Origin of the sequence: Pseudomonas sp. FSL W5-0203 (assembly GCF_001896155.1) — a bacterium.
GTDB lineage: Bacteria > Pseudomonadota > Gammaproteobacteria > Pseudomonadales > Pseudomonadaceae > Aquipseudomonas > Aquipseudomonas paracarnis.
In genome coordinates, this window is record NZ_MPOR01000043.1 from 14,319 (window position 1) to 29,196 (window position 14,878).

Below are 14,878 nucleotides of genomic sequence, written 5' to 3' on the forward strand. Positions count from 1 at the left end.
CGCGCTTATTCCGGCATCAGTTGCTGGCGGCATTCCAGCACCAGGCGGGCGCCGCCCAACTCACTGGTGCCCACCTCCAGCTTGAACCCATGCAAGTTGATGATCGCCGCCACAATCGACAGGCCCAGCCCAAAGCCGCCTTGCTGATCACTCTCATCGACCCGATAGAAACGCTGGAACACCGACGCGCGCTCGGCAGCCGGAATGCCTGGCCCGGAGTCGAGCACTTCGATGCGCGTACTGCCCAGGTCGTTGACTGCTCGCAGGATCACCTTGCCCTTGGGCGGGGTGAACTTGATCGAGTTACTCAGCAGGTTGGCCAGGGCTTCGAATAGCAGCGCACGGTCACCGGTAATCCACGGCAGTGAATCAGGCGCTTGTAACACCAGCTCCAGTTCGCCTTCTTCGGCCAGGGGCAGATAGAAGTCATGCAGCTCGCGCAGCAACGGCAGCGGGTCCAGCACCAGGAAGCCCGAGCGGCGCTGGTGGTCTTCCAGTTCCGAGATGCGCAGCAGCCCGCGAAAACGCGCCATCAGCGTGTCGGTTTCGGCGATGGCGTCATCGAGCTTTACCGCGTGGGCCGAGTCTTCCTCGGCTTGTTGCTTGATGCGGTAAAGCTGGGCGCGCAAGCGGGTGAGCGGGGTGCGCAGGTCGTGGGCGATGTTGTCGCACACGCCCTTGACCTCGTTCATCAGTTTTTCGATGCGGTCGAGCATGGCATTGACGATGGCGGCAAGCATGTCCAGCTCGTCGCGCCGGTTGGACAGCGGCAACCGGTGCGTGAGGTCGCCGGCGACGATGGCCTCGGCGCTGGCCTGGATCCCGCGAATACGCCGCAGCGGGCGACGGCGCAGCAGGTGCCAGCCGGCAGCGCCGGGGATGATGGTCAAGGACAGCGCCCACAGTAGGGCGTGCCAGATAATCCGCGTTACCCCGAACAACGAGCCGTTGGCGCGCACCAACACCAGCCAGCGGCCGTCTTCGGTGTGGGTGGCCACGGCGTCGCAGCTGTCCTTGGGCAGCTTGGGATCATCGGATTGCACGCAATTGGTCAGGGCGTAGATCTTGCCATCCAGCGGCAAGTCGGGTGGCACGGCGCGGATCGGCCCGCTCAAGGGGCGAAATTGCTCATCGAACAGGCCATAGGCGTCCACGCCCTTCATGTCGAAGGTCATGCTGGTGGTCAGCGCTTCCACCAGTTCTTCGCCGTCGAAACGCTGGAAAAGATGCTGGCGCTGCAACAGGGAATGGCGCGACAAGTCGCTGAGGTAGCCTGAGACCTCGTAGTACAGCACCCCCATGAGGATGCAACTCCACGCCACGAATAACGAACTGTACAGCGCCAGCAAACGGCTGCTGGAAGAGCGCCAGCCTTTAGAGGGGTTCAGCAATGACATATCCCGAGCCTCGTACCGTGCGGATCAGCGGCGTGAGGCCCGGTGGGTCGATTTTCTTGCGCAGACGGCCGATGTGCACGTCGATCAGGTTGGTGCCGGGGTCGAAGTGATAGCCCCAGACTTCCTCGAAAATCATCATCCGCGACAGGATCTGCCCGGTGTTGCGCATCAGGAATTCCAGTAGTTTGTATTCAGTGGGCAGCAGGGTCAGCGGTTGATCGGCGCGGCTGGCTTCGCGGCTGATCAGGTTCAGTTCCAGGTCGGCCACGCGCAGGGCGGTTTCGAATTCCTGGACCGTGCTTTTACGCCGCAGCAGCACCTCGACACGGGCGGCCATTTCATCCGAGGCGAACGGCTTGGTCAGGTAGTCATCGCCGCCGGCACGCAGGCCGCGCACGCGCTCGTCGACATCGGAGAGGGCGCTGATCATCAGGATCGGCGTAGACACCCCAATGGTGCGCAACGTGGTGACGATGGCCAGGCCATCCAGCTCAGGCAGCATGCGGTCGAGGGTGATCAGGTCGTAATCACCACTTACGGCACGGACCAGGCCCTCGCGGCCGTTGTCCACCCAATCTACGTCCAGTCCATGGCTACTCAGCTCGGCGACAATCTCGCGGGCCGTTACGGCGTCATCCTCGATGGTCAAAATGCGGGTCATAGGATTACCTGGTGAGCGTTCACACTAGAAGTGGCGACATTTTGCCAAGAAGTTGCTGAATGTTTCCTAAATAAAACTTCATCTTCTTCAAGCCGACATCGCACTGTGGGAGCTGGCTTGCCTGCGATGGCGGCTTACCTGCTGGCATATTCGTTGGCTGCCATGCCGCTATCGCAGGCAAGCCAGCTCCCACAGGGGAGTGCATTACGCCCGCCTAATATCGCCGTTTATTGCAACCTGCATGATCTGGCTAAGTTCAATTTAAATAAATCATTGAAATTAAAGGAATTTAATTTCAAACGCAGCTGGCACGCTGCCTGCACTGTCCGTTTTGATACTTGTAACATCATTTTTCGTGCCTGGAGCAAAACAACAATGATCACATCCTCATCCACGCTGCAAGAGTCAAGCACGCTCTCCGGGGTTTCCTGGGGGGCGATTTTCGCCGGTGCCGCTGCGGCGGCTGCATTGTCATTGATCCTGGTGTTGCTGGGCTTCGGCCTGGGCTTTTCGGCGGTGTCGCCTTGGGCTGACAGCGGTATCAGCGCCAAGGGCCTTGGCATTTCCACAATTGTCTGGCTGGCGTTCACCCAGATCGTTGCGTCGGGCCTGGGCGGTTACATCGCCGGTCGGTTACGGGTGAAGTGGGCCAATATGCACGGCGACGAGGTGTACTTTCGCGACACCGCCCATGGCTTCCTGGCGTGGGCAGTGGCCACATTGATCACGGCGATGTTGGTGGTCGGTTCGGTCAGCAGTGTGGTCAGCGGCGGCGTGAAAGCTGGCGCCAGCGTGGCATCGGGTGCCGCCAGCGGCCTCACCCAAGCTGCGGGCAGCGCGGCAAAGGGTGCCGACAGTGGTGACTTCGGTTACTACGTCGACAGCCTGTTTCGCGATGATCGCCCAGCGGCGGTCAGCGATGATGCAGCCCACGCCGTGGTCGGTCGTATCCTGACGCGTACGTTGAGCAACGACGGCCAACTGGCAGCGGAAGATCGCGCCTACCTGGCCCAACTGATCAGCCAGCGCACCAACCTGAGCCAGGCCGATGCCGAAGCCCGTATCGACAAGGTGTATGGCGATGCGCGCAAAGCCGTCGAAGACGCCAAGCTCAAAGCCAAGCAAGCTGCTGAAACCGCAGCGAAAGTGGCGGCCTACACATCCCTGTGGACTTTCGTGGCCTTGCTCATCGGTGCGTTCTTCGCCAGCTTCGCCGCTACCTTTGGCGGTCGCCGCCGGGATGCCGTGGTGTACGTCGAAACCGAAAACTACGTTCGTTAATTCAAGGAGAACATGATGCGCTCATTACTGCTGTGGTTCCTCGGCGTGCCGATTCCGGTGATCATTCTGATCGCGATTTTCATGCACTAATTGTATGAGCGAGCTTGCTCGCGAAGAACTGCCGGGCGCCGCGTTCATTCAAAATGGCCGCGGCGTTCTTGCGTTTTGCGCGAGCAAGCTCGCTCCTACAGGTGGCGGGTCAGTCGTCGAACCCAACCTGCTCATGAATCTCATCCACCTTCAATTCCAACCGATACGCCACCGCAATGAACAACGCCTGGCACAGGCACAGCGTGGCGCTCAGCGAGCGGAAAGCAAACGAGGAGCCTTCATTGACCAACAGCACCGCATTCGCGCGCTTGGCCAGGGGCGACAGGTTGCTGTCGGTGATGATCAGGGTCTTGGCCTGGTGATGCTGCGCGATGCGCAGGCAGTGCTGGGTCTCTTTGCCGTAGGGCGTGAAGCTGATGGCTATCACCAGGTCATTGGCGCGCACGCTGCGCATCTGCTCGCGATAACTGCCGCCTAGCCCCGAGACCAGGTGGATGCGCTTGTTTGTGTGCTGCAGGTTGTAGACCAGGTAGTCGGCCACCGCAAAGGAGCGGCGCACGCCGACCACGTAGATGTTGTCGGCATTGACCACCAGGTCCACGGCTTTCTCGAAGGCCGCATCGTCCAACTCCAGCCCCAAGCGTTCGATGCCCGAGAGGGTGGCGTTGACGCACTCGCGCGCCAGGTCGCCGCCACTGGCCTTCTGGGACTTGTTGGCGATCATGCTGCGGATGCGCTGCTGGTAGTTCTGTACCGGCGTGGTCTTGTGGGTATACGCCTCGCGAAACAGCGCCTGCATCTCACTGAACCCGCTGAAGCCGAAGCGCTGGGAAAACCGCACAATGGCCGAGGGGTGCACTTCGCATTCCCGGGCGATGTCGCTGATGCGGTCGACCATGATCCGGTCGCTCTGCTGGCTCATGTAGCTGGCGATACGCTTGAGCTGGCGCGGCAGGCTCTCGTATTCGTCGGTGATCAGCTGCAACAGGCGTTCGGCATTGATCGGAGGGCTGGCGACAGTTTCTTCCAGGGTGGTCTCGGGATCGGTGCGGGACATGGGCAATCCTTCTGGCGTGTTCGTCTGATGCGCTGATAGGTGGCGCAAGTCTACAGGGTAGGCGCAAAAAAATACCCCGGCATCACGGCCCGCGTGGCCTGCTGAAACGATGCATGGGCGCTGGCGTGCCGCTATCCTGAGGTATTGGAAAAAATATTCCACTAAAAATAATTATGGAATAAATATTGATTGCTGCCACCGGACGTTCTAGTCTGCTCCCACAAAGAGCGTTTGCCGTCGCCACGGCGGCACAGCGCAGGCTGATAAAAATAACAGGAGCCAGCATGGGCCAGACTCGTTTTGCCAGTGGGCGTCAATTGGATCTGATTTGCCTCGGGCGTCTGGGCGTCGATCTCTATGCGCAGCAAGTCGGTGCGCGGCTTGAGGATGTGTCCAGCTTCGCCAAGTATCTGGGCGGATCTTCCGCCAACATCGCTTTCGGCACCGCCAGGCTGGGGCTGAAGTCGGCGATGCTGAGCCGGGTCGGCGATGACCACATGGGCCGTTTCCTGGTGGAATCCCTGGCCCGCGAAGGCTGTGATGTCAGTGGCATCAAGGTCGACCCTGAGCGCCTCACCGCCCTGGTGCTGCTGGGCCTCAAGGACCGCGAAACCTTCCCCCTGGTGTTCTACCGCGAAAACTGCGCCGACATGGCCCTGCGCGCCGAAGACATCAGCGAAGCCTTTATCGCCTCCAGCAAAGCGTTGTTGATCACCGGCACGCATTTCTCCACCGACGGCGTGTACAAGGCCAGCCTCCAGGCCCTGGATTACGCGGCCAGGCACAACGTCAAGCGCGTGCTGGACATCGACTACCGCCCCGTGTTGTGGGGCCTGGCCGGCAAGGCCGATGGCGAAACCCGTTTCGTCGCCGACCAGAATGTCAGCCAGCATGTGCAGAAGATCCTGCCGCGTTTCGACCTGATCGTCGGCACCGAAGAGGAATTCCTGATTGCCGGCGGCGGTGAAGACCTGCTCACCGCCCTGCGCACCGTGCGTGAACTGACCCCGGCCACCCTGGTGGTCAAGCTCGGCCCCCAGGGCTGCACGGTGATCCACGGCGCAATCCCGGCGCGCCTGGAAGACGGGGCCATCTATCCTGGCGTGCGGGTTGAAGTGCTCAACGTGCTGGGCGCAGGCGATGCTTTTATGTCGGGCTTTCTCAGCGGCTGGATCAATGACGCCAGCGATGAGCGTTGCAGCCAGTTGGCCAATGCCTGTGGCGGCCTGGTGGTATCGCGCCACGCCTGTGCGCCAGCGATGCCGACCCCCGCCGAACTCGATTACCTGTTCAACAGCCCCGTGCCCATCACCCGGCCGGACCAGGACGTGACCCTGCAACGCCTGCACCGTGTCACGGTGCCGCGCAAAGTCTGGAAGCAACTGTTCGTCTTTGCCTTCGACCACCGCTGGCAATTGGTGGAGTTGGCGCAAAAAGGCGGCCAGGCCCCTGAGCGTATCAGCGACATCAAGCAGTTGTTTATCCAGGCCATCGAACGCGTAGAGCGCAAACTCAGTGAGCAGGGCGTCGAGGCGGATGTGGGCCTGCTCGCCGACCAACGCTTTGGTCAGGATGCACTCAACGCGGCCACGGGGCGCGGCTGGTGGATCGCCCGCCCGGTGGAAGTGCAGAACTCGCGGCCCCTGGCGTTCGAGCACGGGCGTTCAATTGGCAGCAACCTGATTGCCTGGCCCCAGGAACACATCATCAAGTGCCTGGTGCAGTTTCACCCCGATGACGAGCCGATGCTGCGCCTGGAACAGGAAGCGCAACTCAAGGCGGTGTACGAGGCGTCGCTGGTCAGTGGCCACGAACTGCTGCTGGAAGTCATCCCACCCAAGGATCACCCGTCCACCTACCCGGACGTGCTCTACCGCAGCCTTAAACGCCTGTACAACCTTGGCATTTACCCGGCCTGGTGGAAGATCGAAACCCAATCGGCCGAAGACTGGAAAAAGCTCGACGAACTGATCCAGGAACGCGACCCCTACTGCCGTGGCGTGGTGTTGCTGGGCCTGAATGCTTCCCCCGAGTTTCTCGCCGATGGCTTCAAGCAAGCCAGCCAGAGCAGCACCTGCCGTGGGTTTGCCGTGGGCCGCACGATCTTCCACGAGCCGAGCCGGGCGTGGATGGCGGGGGAGATTGATGATGAAACGCTGATCCAGCAGGTGCAGGCGACCTTCGAACAGCTCATCAATGCCTGGCTCAGCGCCCGACAGTAAATACGATCAAATGTGGGAGCTGGCTTGCCTGCGATAGCAATCTATCCGTTGCAAATGTACTGCCTGACACACCGCTATCGCAGGCAAGCCAGCTCCCACACAAAGCAGATCCCAGTGAATTCTGAAGATAAAAACAAAAGGTGCAGCCATGCCCGCAATCCGAATTGGCATCAACCCGATCTCCTGGAGCAACGACGACCTCCCGGCCCTCGGCGGTGAGACCCCGCTGAGCACGGCCCTGAGCGAAGGCAAGGACATCGGCTACGAAGGTTTTGAACTCAACGGCAAATTCCCCAAGGATGCCAAGGGCGTCGCTGACGTGCTGCGTCCTTATGACCTGGCGCTGGTGTCCGGTTGGTACTCCAGCCGTCTGGCCCACCGTTCGGTGGCTGAAGAAATCGAGGCGATTGCCGCCCATGTCGAACTACTCAAACACAACGGCGCCTCGGTACTGGTATACGGCGAAGTGGCTGACTCGATCCAGGGCTCGCGCATCCGCCTGATCGAGCGCCCGCGTTTTCACAGTGAACAGGCCTGGCAGGCTTACGCCGACAAGCTTACCGAGCTGGCGCGTTTCACCCTGTCCCAGGGCGTGCGCCTGGCCTATCACCACCATATGGGCGCGTACGTCGAATCCCCCGAGGACATCGACCAGTTGATGAAACGCACGGGCCCGGAAGTCGGCTTGCTGTTCGATTCGGGCCACTGCTACATGGGCGGCGGCGAACCCATCGAGGTGCTGCGCAAGCATATCGACCGCGTCTGCCATGTGCATTTCAAGGATGTACGCAAACCCGTGGTGCAACTGGCGCGTAACCAGATGTGGAGCTTCCCGGACTGCATCGTCAACGGCACTTTTACCGTGCCCGGCGATGGTGATATCGACTTCGCACCGTTGCTGGATGTGTTGCTCGCGGCGAACTACAAGGGCTGGCTGGTGGTGGAAGCCGAGCAGGACCCGGCCGTGGCGCCCAGCTATATCTACGCCAAGAAGGGTTACGACACCCTGCGTGCGCTTCTCAACCAGAGGACTTGAGTGATGAGCTTGTTGGTCAAAAGCAGCAAACGCGGGCAAACCATGGTGGCGCTGGAAGCCGGGCGCCTGGAATATGTGGGCTTTGCCGCCTACCGCCTGAGCCTGGGCGAAACCCTGCCGGTCAGTGCGGGCGATCAGGAACTGTGCCTGGTGCTGCTCAGCGGTCGGGTGAATATTGAAGGCGAGGGCTTCAATTGGCAGAACCTGGGGGATCGCCAGTCGGTGTTCGAAGACAAGTCACCGTTCGCCGCCTATTTGCCGCCGGGCACTGACGCCCGAGTCACGGCCCTGAACGATGTGCAGATTGCCGTCTGCGCAGCGCCGGGTGCTACGGGTTTTGCCCCGCGCTTGATCCGCCCCGAGCAGTGCAAGCGCAGTGTGCGCGGCAAAGGCGCCAATACCCGTTACGTGTGCGATATCCTGCCTGACAGCGAGCCGGCCCATTCGCTGCTGGTGGTGGAAGTGCGCACGCCGTCGGGGCATTCCTCCAGCTACCCGCCGCACAAGCACGACACTGACGACCTGCCGCACCAGAGCTTTCTGGAAGAGACCTACTACCACCAGGTCAATCCGCCCCAGGGCTTCGTGTTCCAGCGTGTGTACACGGATGATCGCAGCATCGACCAGGCCATGGCCGTGGAAAACAGCGACCTGGTGGTGGTGCCCAAGGGGTATCACCCGGTCAGCGTGCCTTACGGCTACGAGTCTTATTACCTCAACGTCATGGCCGGCCCCAAGCGCGCCTGGCATTTCCATAACGACCCGCAGCACAGCTGGCTGCTGGACCTTTAAACGGTTTTGGACGGAGAACAACAACAATGAAGTCGCCGCTACGTTTTGCCCTTAACCGTATGGTCGCGCCTGATTTGCCCCTGGCGGATTTTATCCAGTTGGCCAAAGCCCTTCAGTGCGATGCCATCGAGATCCGCAACGACCTCAAGAACCGCGAGATCGAATACGGCATGTCCGCCAGCCGCGTGCGTGAGTTGTGCGCCGCGCAGGGCATCAAGGTGTTGTCGATCAACGCGCTGTACCCCTTTGATGTGTGGAACGACGAACGCCGTGCCCAGGCAATCGAACTGGCCACCTACGCCCGTGAGTGCGGGGCCCAGGGCCTGGTGATGTGCCCGTTCAATCAGCCTGGTGATACGCGCAACGACGCGCAGCGCGCCGCCGGTTTGCGCACGGCGTTGAGCGAGCTGGCGTTGATCCTGCGCGAGTACGGGATTCTGGGTTTCATCGAGCCCCTGGGCTTCACCGTATCCGCCCTGCGCCGCAAGCGCGTGGCAGTGGATGCCATCAAGGCCATCGGTGGCCTGGATGTGTTTCGTGTGGTGCACGACACCTTTCACCATCACCTGGCCGGCGAGCATGAGTTCTTCCCGGAACTGACCGGGCTGGTGCACATCTCCGGGGTGGAAGACCGCGAGGCGCCGCTGGACTCGATCCGCGACGGCCACCGCGTGCTGGTGGGCGAGGACGATATCCTCGGGAATGCGGCGCAGATCGACACCTTGCTCAGCACTGGCTACAGCGGCTATCTGTCGTTCGAACCGTTTGCCGAAAGCGTGCACGGGTTGGCGGATATCCAGCAGGCGTTGGGCAGCAGCATGGCGTATTTGCAAAAGCCCTTGCCATAACGCGATCAAAAATGTGGGAGCTGGCTTGCCTGCGATAGCGGTGTGTCAGGCAATACATGTGCAACTGATAGACCGTTATCGCAGGCAAGCCAGCTCCCACAGTGGATCGGTGTTGAACACTTCAATTGCAGTCACACAAGGTGCAAGTGATGACCACAACAAGATTGACCATGGCCCAGGCCCTGGTGAAGTTTCTGGATAATCAATACATCGAGGTCGATGGCGTACAGAGTAAGTTCGTCGCCGGGGTATTCACTATTTTCGGGCATGGCAATGTGTTGGGCCTCGGCCAGGCCCTGGAGCAGGACAGCGGCGACTTGGTGGTGCACCAGGGCCGCAACGAACAAGGCATGGCCCATGCCGCCATCGGGTTTGCCAAGCAGCACCTGCGCCGCAAGATCTATGCATGCACGGCCTCGGTCGGGCCGGGCGCGGCCAATATGCTCACCGCCGCAGCCACCGCCACCGCTAACCGCATCCCGTTGCTGTTGCTGCCCGGTGATGTCTATGCCAGCCGCCAGCCCGACCCGGTGTTGCAGCAGATCGAGCAATTCCACGACCTGAGCATCAGTACCAACGACGCCTTCCGCTCCGTAAGCAAATACTGGGACCGCATCAACCGCCCGGAGCAACTGATGACCGCGGCGATCCATGCCATGCGCGTGCTGACCGACCCGGCTGAAACCGGCGCGGTGACCCTGGCCTTGCCCCAGGATGTACAAGCCGAAGCCTGGGACTACCCCGACTATTTCCTGCAAAAACGCGTGCACCGCATCGACCGACGCCCGGCCACCAGCGCCATGATCGGTGACGCGCTGGCTGCGTTTCGCGGCAAGCGCAAGCCGCTGATCATTTGCGGCGGCGGGGTCAAGTACTCCGGCGCCAACCAGGCACTGCAAGCCTTTGCCGAGCGTTTCGATATTCCTTTCGCGGAAACTCAGGCGGGCAAGAGCGTCGTGGTTTCCAGCCATCCGTTGAACGTCGGCGGCATCGGCGAAACCGGCTGCCTGGCGGCTAACCTGCTGGCGCCTGAGGCCGACCTGATTATTGGCATCGGCACTCGTTATACCGACTTCACCACCTCGTCAAAATCGCTGTTCAAGCACCCCGAGGTGAAGTTTCTCAACCTCAATATCAGCCCCTGCGATGCGTTGAAGCTGGACGGTGTGCAAGTGCTGGCCGATGCGAAAGTTGCGCTTGAAGCATTGGCCGATGCCCTGGGCGATTACCGTTCGGGCTGGGGCGGACAGGTCGCTGACGCGAAGGCGCAACTCGACGCCGAAGTGGACCGCGTGCATCAGGTGCACTACCAGGGCGATGAGTTTGTCCCCGAAGTCGACGACCACCTGGACCGTGCCGTCCTGCGGGAATTCATCGAGCTGACCGGTTCGTGCCTGACCCAAAGCGCGGTGCTCGGCGTGCTCAATGCACGCCTGGCCGATGACGCAATCATCGTGGCTGCCGCCGGCAGCCTGCCCGGCGATTTGCAGCGTGCCTGGCGCAGCAAGGGCGTCAACACCTACCACGTCGAATATGGCTATTCATGCATGGGCTACGAGATCAACGCTGCCCTGGGCGTGAAGCTGGCCGAGCCAAGCAAGGAGGTGTACGCCCTGGTTGGCGATGGCTCCTACATGATGCTGCACTCGGAGCTGGCCACCTCGATCCAGGAGCGCCGCAAGATCAACGTGGTGCTGTTGGACAACATGGCGTTCGGTTGCATCAACAACCTGCAGATCGGCAACGGCATGGACAGCTTCGGTACGGAGTTCCGCTTTCGTAACCCCGAGAGCGGCAAGCTCGACGGCGGCCTGGTGCCGGTGGATTTCGCCATGAGTGCGGCGGCCTATGGCTGCAAGACCTACAAGGTCAGCACGGTAGAGCAGCTGGAAGCGGCCCTGGCCGATGCGCGCACGCAAACCGTCTCGACCCTGATCGATATCAAGGTGCTGCCCAAGACCATGATCCACGGCTACCTGTCGTGGTGGCGGGTGGGTGTGGCGCAAGTGTCCACCAGTGAACGCACGAATGCAGCGGCAAAAAAACTCAATGAACACCTGGCCAAGGCCCGGCAGTACTAACAACAAGAGGAGTGTTTGCATGTCTTTGAAGCTTGGAGTGATTGGTACGGGCGCCATTGGCCGGGACCATATTCGTCGTTGCAGCCAGACCCTGCTCAACAGCCAGGTGGTGGCGGTCACTGATATCAACCTTGAGCAGGCGGCCCAGGTGGTGGCGGACTTGAAACTGGATGCCGAGGTGTATCCGGATGGTCATACGCTGATCAATTCGCCGGAGGTCGAAGCGATCCTCGTGACCTCGTGGGGCCCCAGCCACGAAGAGTTCGTACTGGCCGCCATCGCCGCCGGCAAACCGGTGTTCTGTGAAAAACCGCTGGCGGTGACGGCCGAGGGCTGCCGCAACATTGTCGAGGCCGAAGTGGCACACGGTAAGCGTCTGGTCCAGGTGGGCTTCATGCGCCCTTATGATCAAGGCTACCGCGCCCTCAAGGCGGTGATCGACAGCGGCCAGATTGGCGAGCCGTTAATGCTGCACTGCGCGCACCGTAACCCCACGGTGGGCGAGAACTACAACACCGGCATGGCGATCACCGATACCCTGATCCATGAGCTGGACGTGCTGCGTTGGCTGCTCAACGACGACTACGTGTCCGTGCAGGTGGTGTTCCCGCGCAAGACGAGCAAGGCGTTGGCGCACCTGCGCGACCCACAGATCGTGCTGCTGGAAACTGCCAAAGGCACGCGTATCGACGTGGAAGTGTTTGTGAACTGCCAATACGGCTACGACATCCAGTGTGAGGTGGTGGGGGAGAGCGGTATCGCCAAGTTGCCGGAGCCATCTCAGGTGCAACTGCGCAGCGACGCGAAGCTGTCCAACGCGATCCTGATGGATTGGAAGGATAGGTTTATCGGTGCCTATGACGTGGAGTTGCAGGCATTTATCGACAGCGTGCTGGCCGGGCAGGTCGGCGGGCCGTCGGCCTGGGATGGGTTTGCGGCGGCGGTGGCGGCAGATGCGTGTATTGAAGCCCAGGGCAGTGGGCAGATTGTGAAAGTCAGCCTGCCAGATCGCCCACACTTCTACGGCTAACTCACTGAAGAAATGTGGTTAACACTGTGGGAGCTGGCTTGGGTTCCCAAATCAATTCTGGAGTTGAGCATGCGAATCGGACTAGTGGGCTACGGCCACGGTGGGCGCTTTTTTCATGCGCCGCTGATCGCCACCCTGCCTGGCGCCACCTTTGTCGGCGTGGTGACGCGTTCACCCGAACGTCGCCAGCAATTGAGTACTGATCTTCCAGGTGTCAAAGCCTTCGACTCCATCGGCCAGATCGTCGAAGCCGGCGTCGATGCCCTGGTGATTTCCACCACCCTCAAAGGTCGCCCGGCCTTGGTGCTGGAAGCCATCGAGCACGGGGTGGCGGTGGTCAGCGACAAGCCCTTTGCCGCCAACGCCGAACAAGCCCAGGCCCTGATTACCGCTGCCGAGCGTCAGGGCTCGTTGCTCAGTGTTTATCAGAATCGGCGCTGGGATTCGGATTACCTGACCCTGCGCAAACTGATCGACGCTGGCGCCTTGGGCACCATCACCCGCTTTGAATCCCGCGTGGAGCGCTACAGCCCGCAAGCTGTGGGCAATGCCAGCGGTGGAGGATGGCTGCGCGACCTGGGCAGCCATCTGGTGGACCAGGCGTTGCAACTGTTCGGACCGGTGGAGCGGGTGTTCGCCCAATTGCACTACACACCAGAACATCCCACCGTGGACCACGGCTTCTTTGTCTCCCTCACTCATGCCAACGGCGTGATATCGCACCTGTGGGGCAACGCGTTGCAGAACAGCCAGGCGCCGCGATTTCGCGTCAGTGGCAGCCTGGGTTGCTACACCATCGACGGCCTGGACGGCCAAGAAGAAGTGCTGCTGGCCGGCAAGTCGCCGAAAACCGAAGGTGACCACTGGGGCGCTGAGGAGCACCGACGCTGGGGCTGGTTCGAACAAGGGTCGGAGCGTGAGCGGGTGCCGTCGGAGAAGGGCTGCTGGCCCCAATTCTATCGGCAGTTGCAAGCGGCCGTGGTGGGGCAGGGGCCGCTGCCGGTCAACGCCTATGACGCCCTGGAAACCACCCGTATATTGGATGCCGCACGGTTGAGCGCTGAGCGCCAGCAGGTGGTCTCGACAAAAATAGAATAAAATTCTAAAATAAGTTGATATGGAAATTATTTTCTAATACAGTCTTTTCCAGGTTGCATAAAGTACGTCCCGGAACCTACGGGCGACTCAACAAAAACAAGATCAAAAACAACCAGGTACCGTCAGATGAAAATCTTCAACGCTGTACTGCGAGTTTTACGCCCCCTCCAAGCGCCACGCGGACTGCCCCGCGCCCGGCCGTTCTACTTCTCCTTCCTGAATGTGCTGTGCGTCGAAAACCAGGGCGCGCTGGTGTGCTGCATTCCTGGCGCGCCGGTGGTGCGACTGACAGCCGAGTCCTGATCAACGCAACGTCGAAAAAAACCAACAAGAAAGTGGAGACAGACCGTTCATGAAGACCCCGATCCGTTTTACCGCCCTGGCCCTGTCCATGCTGCTGGCCAGTGGCGTTGCCGGCGCCGCCGACCTCAAGGTGGGCGTGACGATGTCCGCGTTCGATGACACCTTCCTCACTTACCTGCGCGAGGACATGGACAAGCAAGCCAAGTCCTATCCAAAAGGCGATGGCGTGCAACTGCAGTTCGAAGATGCCCGCGCCGATGTGGTCAAGCAGTTGAGCCAGGTCGAGAACTTCATCAGCCAGAAGGTCGACGCGATTATCGTCAACCCGGTCGATACCGCGTCGACCAAGAACATCATCAGTGCCGCCACCAAGGCGGGTATCCCGCTGGTGTTCGTCAACCGCCGTCCTGACCAGAAAGACTTGCCCAAGGACGTGGTGGCCGTGACCTCCGATGACGTCGAGGCCGGCCGCCTGCAAATGCAGTACATCGCCGAAAAGCTCGGCGGCAAGGGCAAGATCGTGATTCTTTTGGGCGACCTGGCGAACAACTCCACCACCAACCGCACCAAGGGCGTGAAGGAAGTGCTGGCCAAGTACCCGGACATCAAGATCGAGCAGGAACAAACCGGCATTTGGCTGCGTGACAGGGGCATGACCCTGGTCAACGACTGGCTGACCCAGGGCCGGGAGTTCAATGCGGTGCTGGCCAACAACGATGAGATGGCGATCGGTGCGTCCATGGCCCTGAGATCGGCCGGCAAGGAAAAAGGCAGCGTGTTGATTGCCGGTGTCGACGGCACGCCCGATGGCTTGAACGCGATCACCAAGGGCGACATGACCGTGTCGGCGTTCCAGGATGCCAAAGGCCAGGCGGTGGGGTCGGTAGAGGCGGCGCGCAAGATGGCCAAGAACGAGCCGGTCGAGCAGAACGTGGTGATCCCGTTCCAGTTGATCACCCCGGACAACGTCAAAGACTTCAAGTAGCCCTGACACCACAACAATAAGCCGGCAGGGCGGTTA

At 60.9% G+C, this 14,878-nt stretch carries 13 protein-coding genes; 10 read left to right on the forward strand and 3 right to left on the reverse strand.

Annotated features, from left to right (window positions below; all coding sequences use genetic code 11):
• Positions 1 to 5: 5 nt before the first annotated feature.
• Complete coding sequence (locus tag BOP96_RS25155) at positions 6 to 1,397, reverse strand: sensor histidine kinase (RefSeq protein WP_014718775.1); 1,392 nt, start codon at positions 1,395 to 1,397, stop codon at positions 6 to 8.
• Positions 1,375 to 2,058, reverse strand: coding sequence for a response regulator transcription factor (locus BOP96_RS25160; RefSeq protein ID WP_003191687.1), 684 nt, complete (start codon positions 2,056 to 2,058; stop codon positions 1,375 to 1,377). Before BOP96_RS25160 ends, BOP96_RS25155 begins: the two co-directional genes overlap by 23 nt.
• Before the next feature lie 375 nt (positions 2,059 to 2,433).
• Here BOP96_RS25160 and BOP96_RS25165 point away from each other — a divergent pair, with 375 nt between their 5' ends.
• Entirely contained in the window at positions 2,434 to 3,339 is a 906-nt protein-coding gene (locus BOP96_RS25165) for a hypothetical protein (protein ID WP_014718774.1), read from the forward strand.
• Positions 3,340 to 3,538: 199 nt separating this feature from the next.
• Here BOP96_RS25165 and BOP96_RS25170 read toward each other — a convergent pair whose 3' ends face one another.
• Entirely contained in the window at positions 3,539 to 4,447 is a 909-nt protein-coding gene (locus BOP96_RS25170; protein WP_073454304.1) for a MurR/RpiR family transcriptional regulator, read from the reverse strand.
• A 284-nt stretch (positions 4,448 to 4,731) separates the two neighbouring features.
• Here BOP96_RS25170 and BOP96_RS25175 point away from each other — a divergent pair, with 284 nt between their 5' ends.
• From BOP96_RS25175 to BOP96_RS25210, 9 genes are all read left to right on the forward strand, one after another.
• Positions 4,732 to 6,669: a bifunctional 5-dehydro-2-deoxygluconokinase/5-dehydro-2-deoxyphosphogluconate aldolase gene (locus BOP96_RS25175; RefSeq protein ID WP_073454306.1), complete on the forward strand. Its 1,938-nt coding sequence runs from the start codon at positions 4,732 to 4,734 to the stop codon at positions 6,667 to 6,669.
• A 148-nt stretch (positions 6,670 to 6,817) separates the two neighbouring features.
• Positions 6,818 to 7,705: a myo-inosose-2 dehydratase gene (gene iolE / locus BOP96_RS25180; RefSeq protein ID WP_019817189.1), complete on the forward strand. Its 888-nt coding sequence runs from the start codon at positions 6,818 to 6,820 to the stop codon at positions 7,703 to 7,705.
• Between the two features lie 3 nt (positions 7,706 to 7,708).
• Positions 7,709 to 8,497: a 5-deoxy-glucuronate isomerase gene (gene iolB / locus BOP96_RS25185; protein ID WP_014718771.1), complete on the forward strand. Its 789-nt coding sequence runs from the start codon at positions 7,709 to 7,711 to the stop codon at positions 8,495 to 8,497.
• A gap of 26 nt (positions 8,498 to 8,523) precedes the next feature.
• Positions 8,524 to 9,345, forward strand: a complete 822-nt coding sequence (locus BOP96_RS25190; RefSeq protein WP_073454308.1) for a TIM barrel protein — start codon at positions 8,524 to 8,526, stop codon at positions 9,343 to 9,345.
• Positions 9,346 to 9,494: 149 nt separating this feature from the next.
• Positions 9,495 to 11,426: a 3D-(3,5/4)-trihydroxycyclohexane-1,2-dione acylhydrolase (decyclizing) gene (iolD, locus tag BOP96_RS25195; RefSeq protein ID WP_014718769.1), complete on the forward strand. Its 1,932-nt coding sequence runs from the start codon at positions 9,495 to 9,497 to the stop codon at positions 11,424 to 11,426.
• A gap of 19 nt (positions 11,427 to 11,445) precedes the next feature.
• Positions 11,446 to 12,456, forward strand: a complete 1,011-nt coding sequence (locus tag BOP96_RS25200) for a Gfo/Idh/MocA family protein (protein ID WP_014718768.1) — start codon at positions 11,446 to 11,448, stop codon at positions 12,454 to 12,456.
• A gap of 69 nt (positions 12,457 to 12,525) precedes the next feature.
• Positions 12,526 to 13,554: a Gfo/Idh/MocA family protein gene (locus BOP96_RS25205; protein ID WP_032901667.1), complete on the forward strand. Its 1,029-nt coding sequence runs from the start codon at positions 12,526 to 12,528 to the stop codon at positions 13,552 to 13,554.
• Between the two features lie 126 nt (positions 13,555 to 13,680).
• On the forward strand, positions 13,681 to 13,857 hold the full coding sequence (locus BOP96_RS30195; RefSeq protein ID WP_003191673.1) for a hypothetical protein: 177 nt from the start codon (positions 13,681 to 13,683) through the stop codon (positions 13,855 to 13,857).
• 49 nt (positions 13,858 to 13,906) lie between these two features.
• The gene (locus BOP96_RS25210) at positions 13,907 to 14,842 is read left to right on the forward strand and encodes a sugar ABC transporter substrate-binding protein (RefSeq protein ID WP_014718766.1); all 936 of its coding nucleotides are present in this window, start codon (positions 13,907 to 13,909) and stop codon (positions 14,840 to 14,842) included.
• Positions 14,843 to 14,878: the final 36 nt, after the last annotated feature.

What these genes read in the sequence shown, in the direction of transcription:
- BOP96_RS25155 (WP_014718775.1), bottom strand. Translation starts at nt 1,397, where the DNA reads ATGTCATTGCTGAACCCCTCTAAAGGCTGGCGCTCTTCCAGCAGCCGT.
- BOP96_RS25160 (WP_003191687.1), bottom strand. Translation starts at nt 2,058, where the DNA reads ATGACCCGCATTTTGACCATCGAGGATGACGCCGTAACGGCCCGCGAG.
- BOP96_RS25165 (WP_014718774.1), top strand. Translation starts at nt 2,434, where the DNA reads ATGATCACATCCTCATCCACGCTGCAAGAGTCAAGCACGCTCTCCGGG.
- BOP96_RS25170 (WP_073454304.1), bottom strand. Translation starts at nt 4,447, where the DNA reads ATGTCCCGCACCGATCCCGAGACCACCCTGGAAGAAACTGTCGCCAGC.
- BOP96_RS25175 (WP_073454306.1), top strand. Translation starts at nt 4,732, where the DNA reads ATGGGCCAGACTCGTTTTGCCAGTGGGCGTCAATTGGATCTGATTTGC.
- iolE (WP_019817189.1), top strand. Translation starts at nt 6,818, where the DNA reads ATGCCCGCAATCCGAATTGGCATCAACCCGATCTCCTGGAGCAACGAC.
- iolB (WP_014718771.1), top strand. Translation starts at nt 7,709, where the DNA reads ATGAGCTTGTTGGTCAAAAGCAGCAAACGCGGGCAAACCATGGTGGCG.
- BOP96_RS25190 (WP_073454308.1), top strand. Translation starts at nt 8,524, where the DNA reads ATGAAGTCGCCGCTACGTTTTGCCCTTAACCGTATGGTCGCGCCTGAT.
- iolD (WP_014718769.1), top strand. Translation starts at nt 9,495, where the DNA reads ATGACCACAACAAGATTGACCATGGCCCAGGCCCTGGTGAAGTTTCTG.
- BOP96_RS25200 (WP_014718768.1), top strand. Translation starts at nt 11,446, where the DNA reads ATGTCTTTGAAGCTTGGAGTGATTGGTACGGGCGCCATTGGCCGGGAC.
- BOP96_RS25205 (WP_032901667.1), top strand. Translation starts at nt 12,526, where the DNA reads ATGCGAATCGGACTAGTGGGCTACGGCCACGGTGGGCGCTTTTTTCAT.
- BOP96_RS30195 (WP_003191673.1), top strand. Translation starts at nt 13,681, where the DNA reads ATGAAAATCTTCAACGCTGTACTGCGAGTTTTACGCCCCCTCCAAGCG.
- BOP96_RS25210 (WP_014718766.1), top strand. Translation starts at nt 13,907, where the DNA reads ATGAAGACCCCGATCCGTTTTACCGCCCTGGCCCTGTCCATGCTGCTG.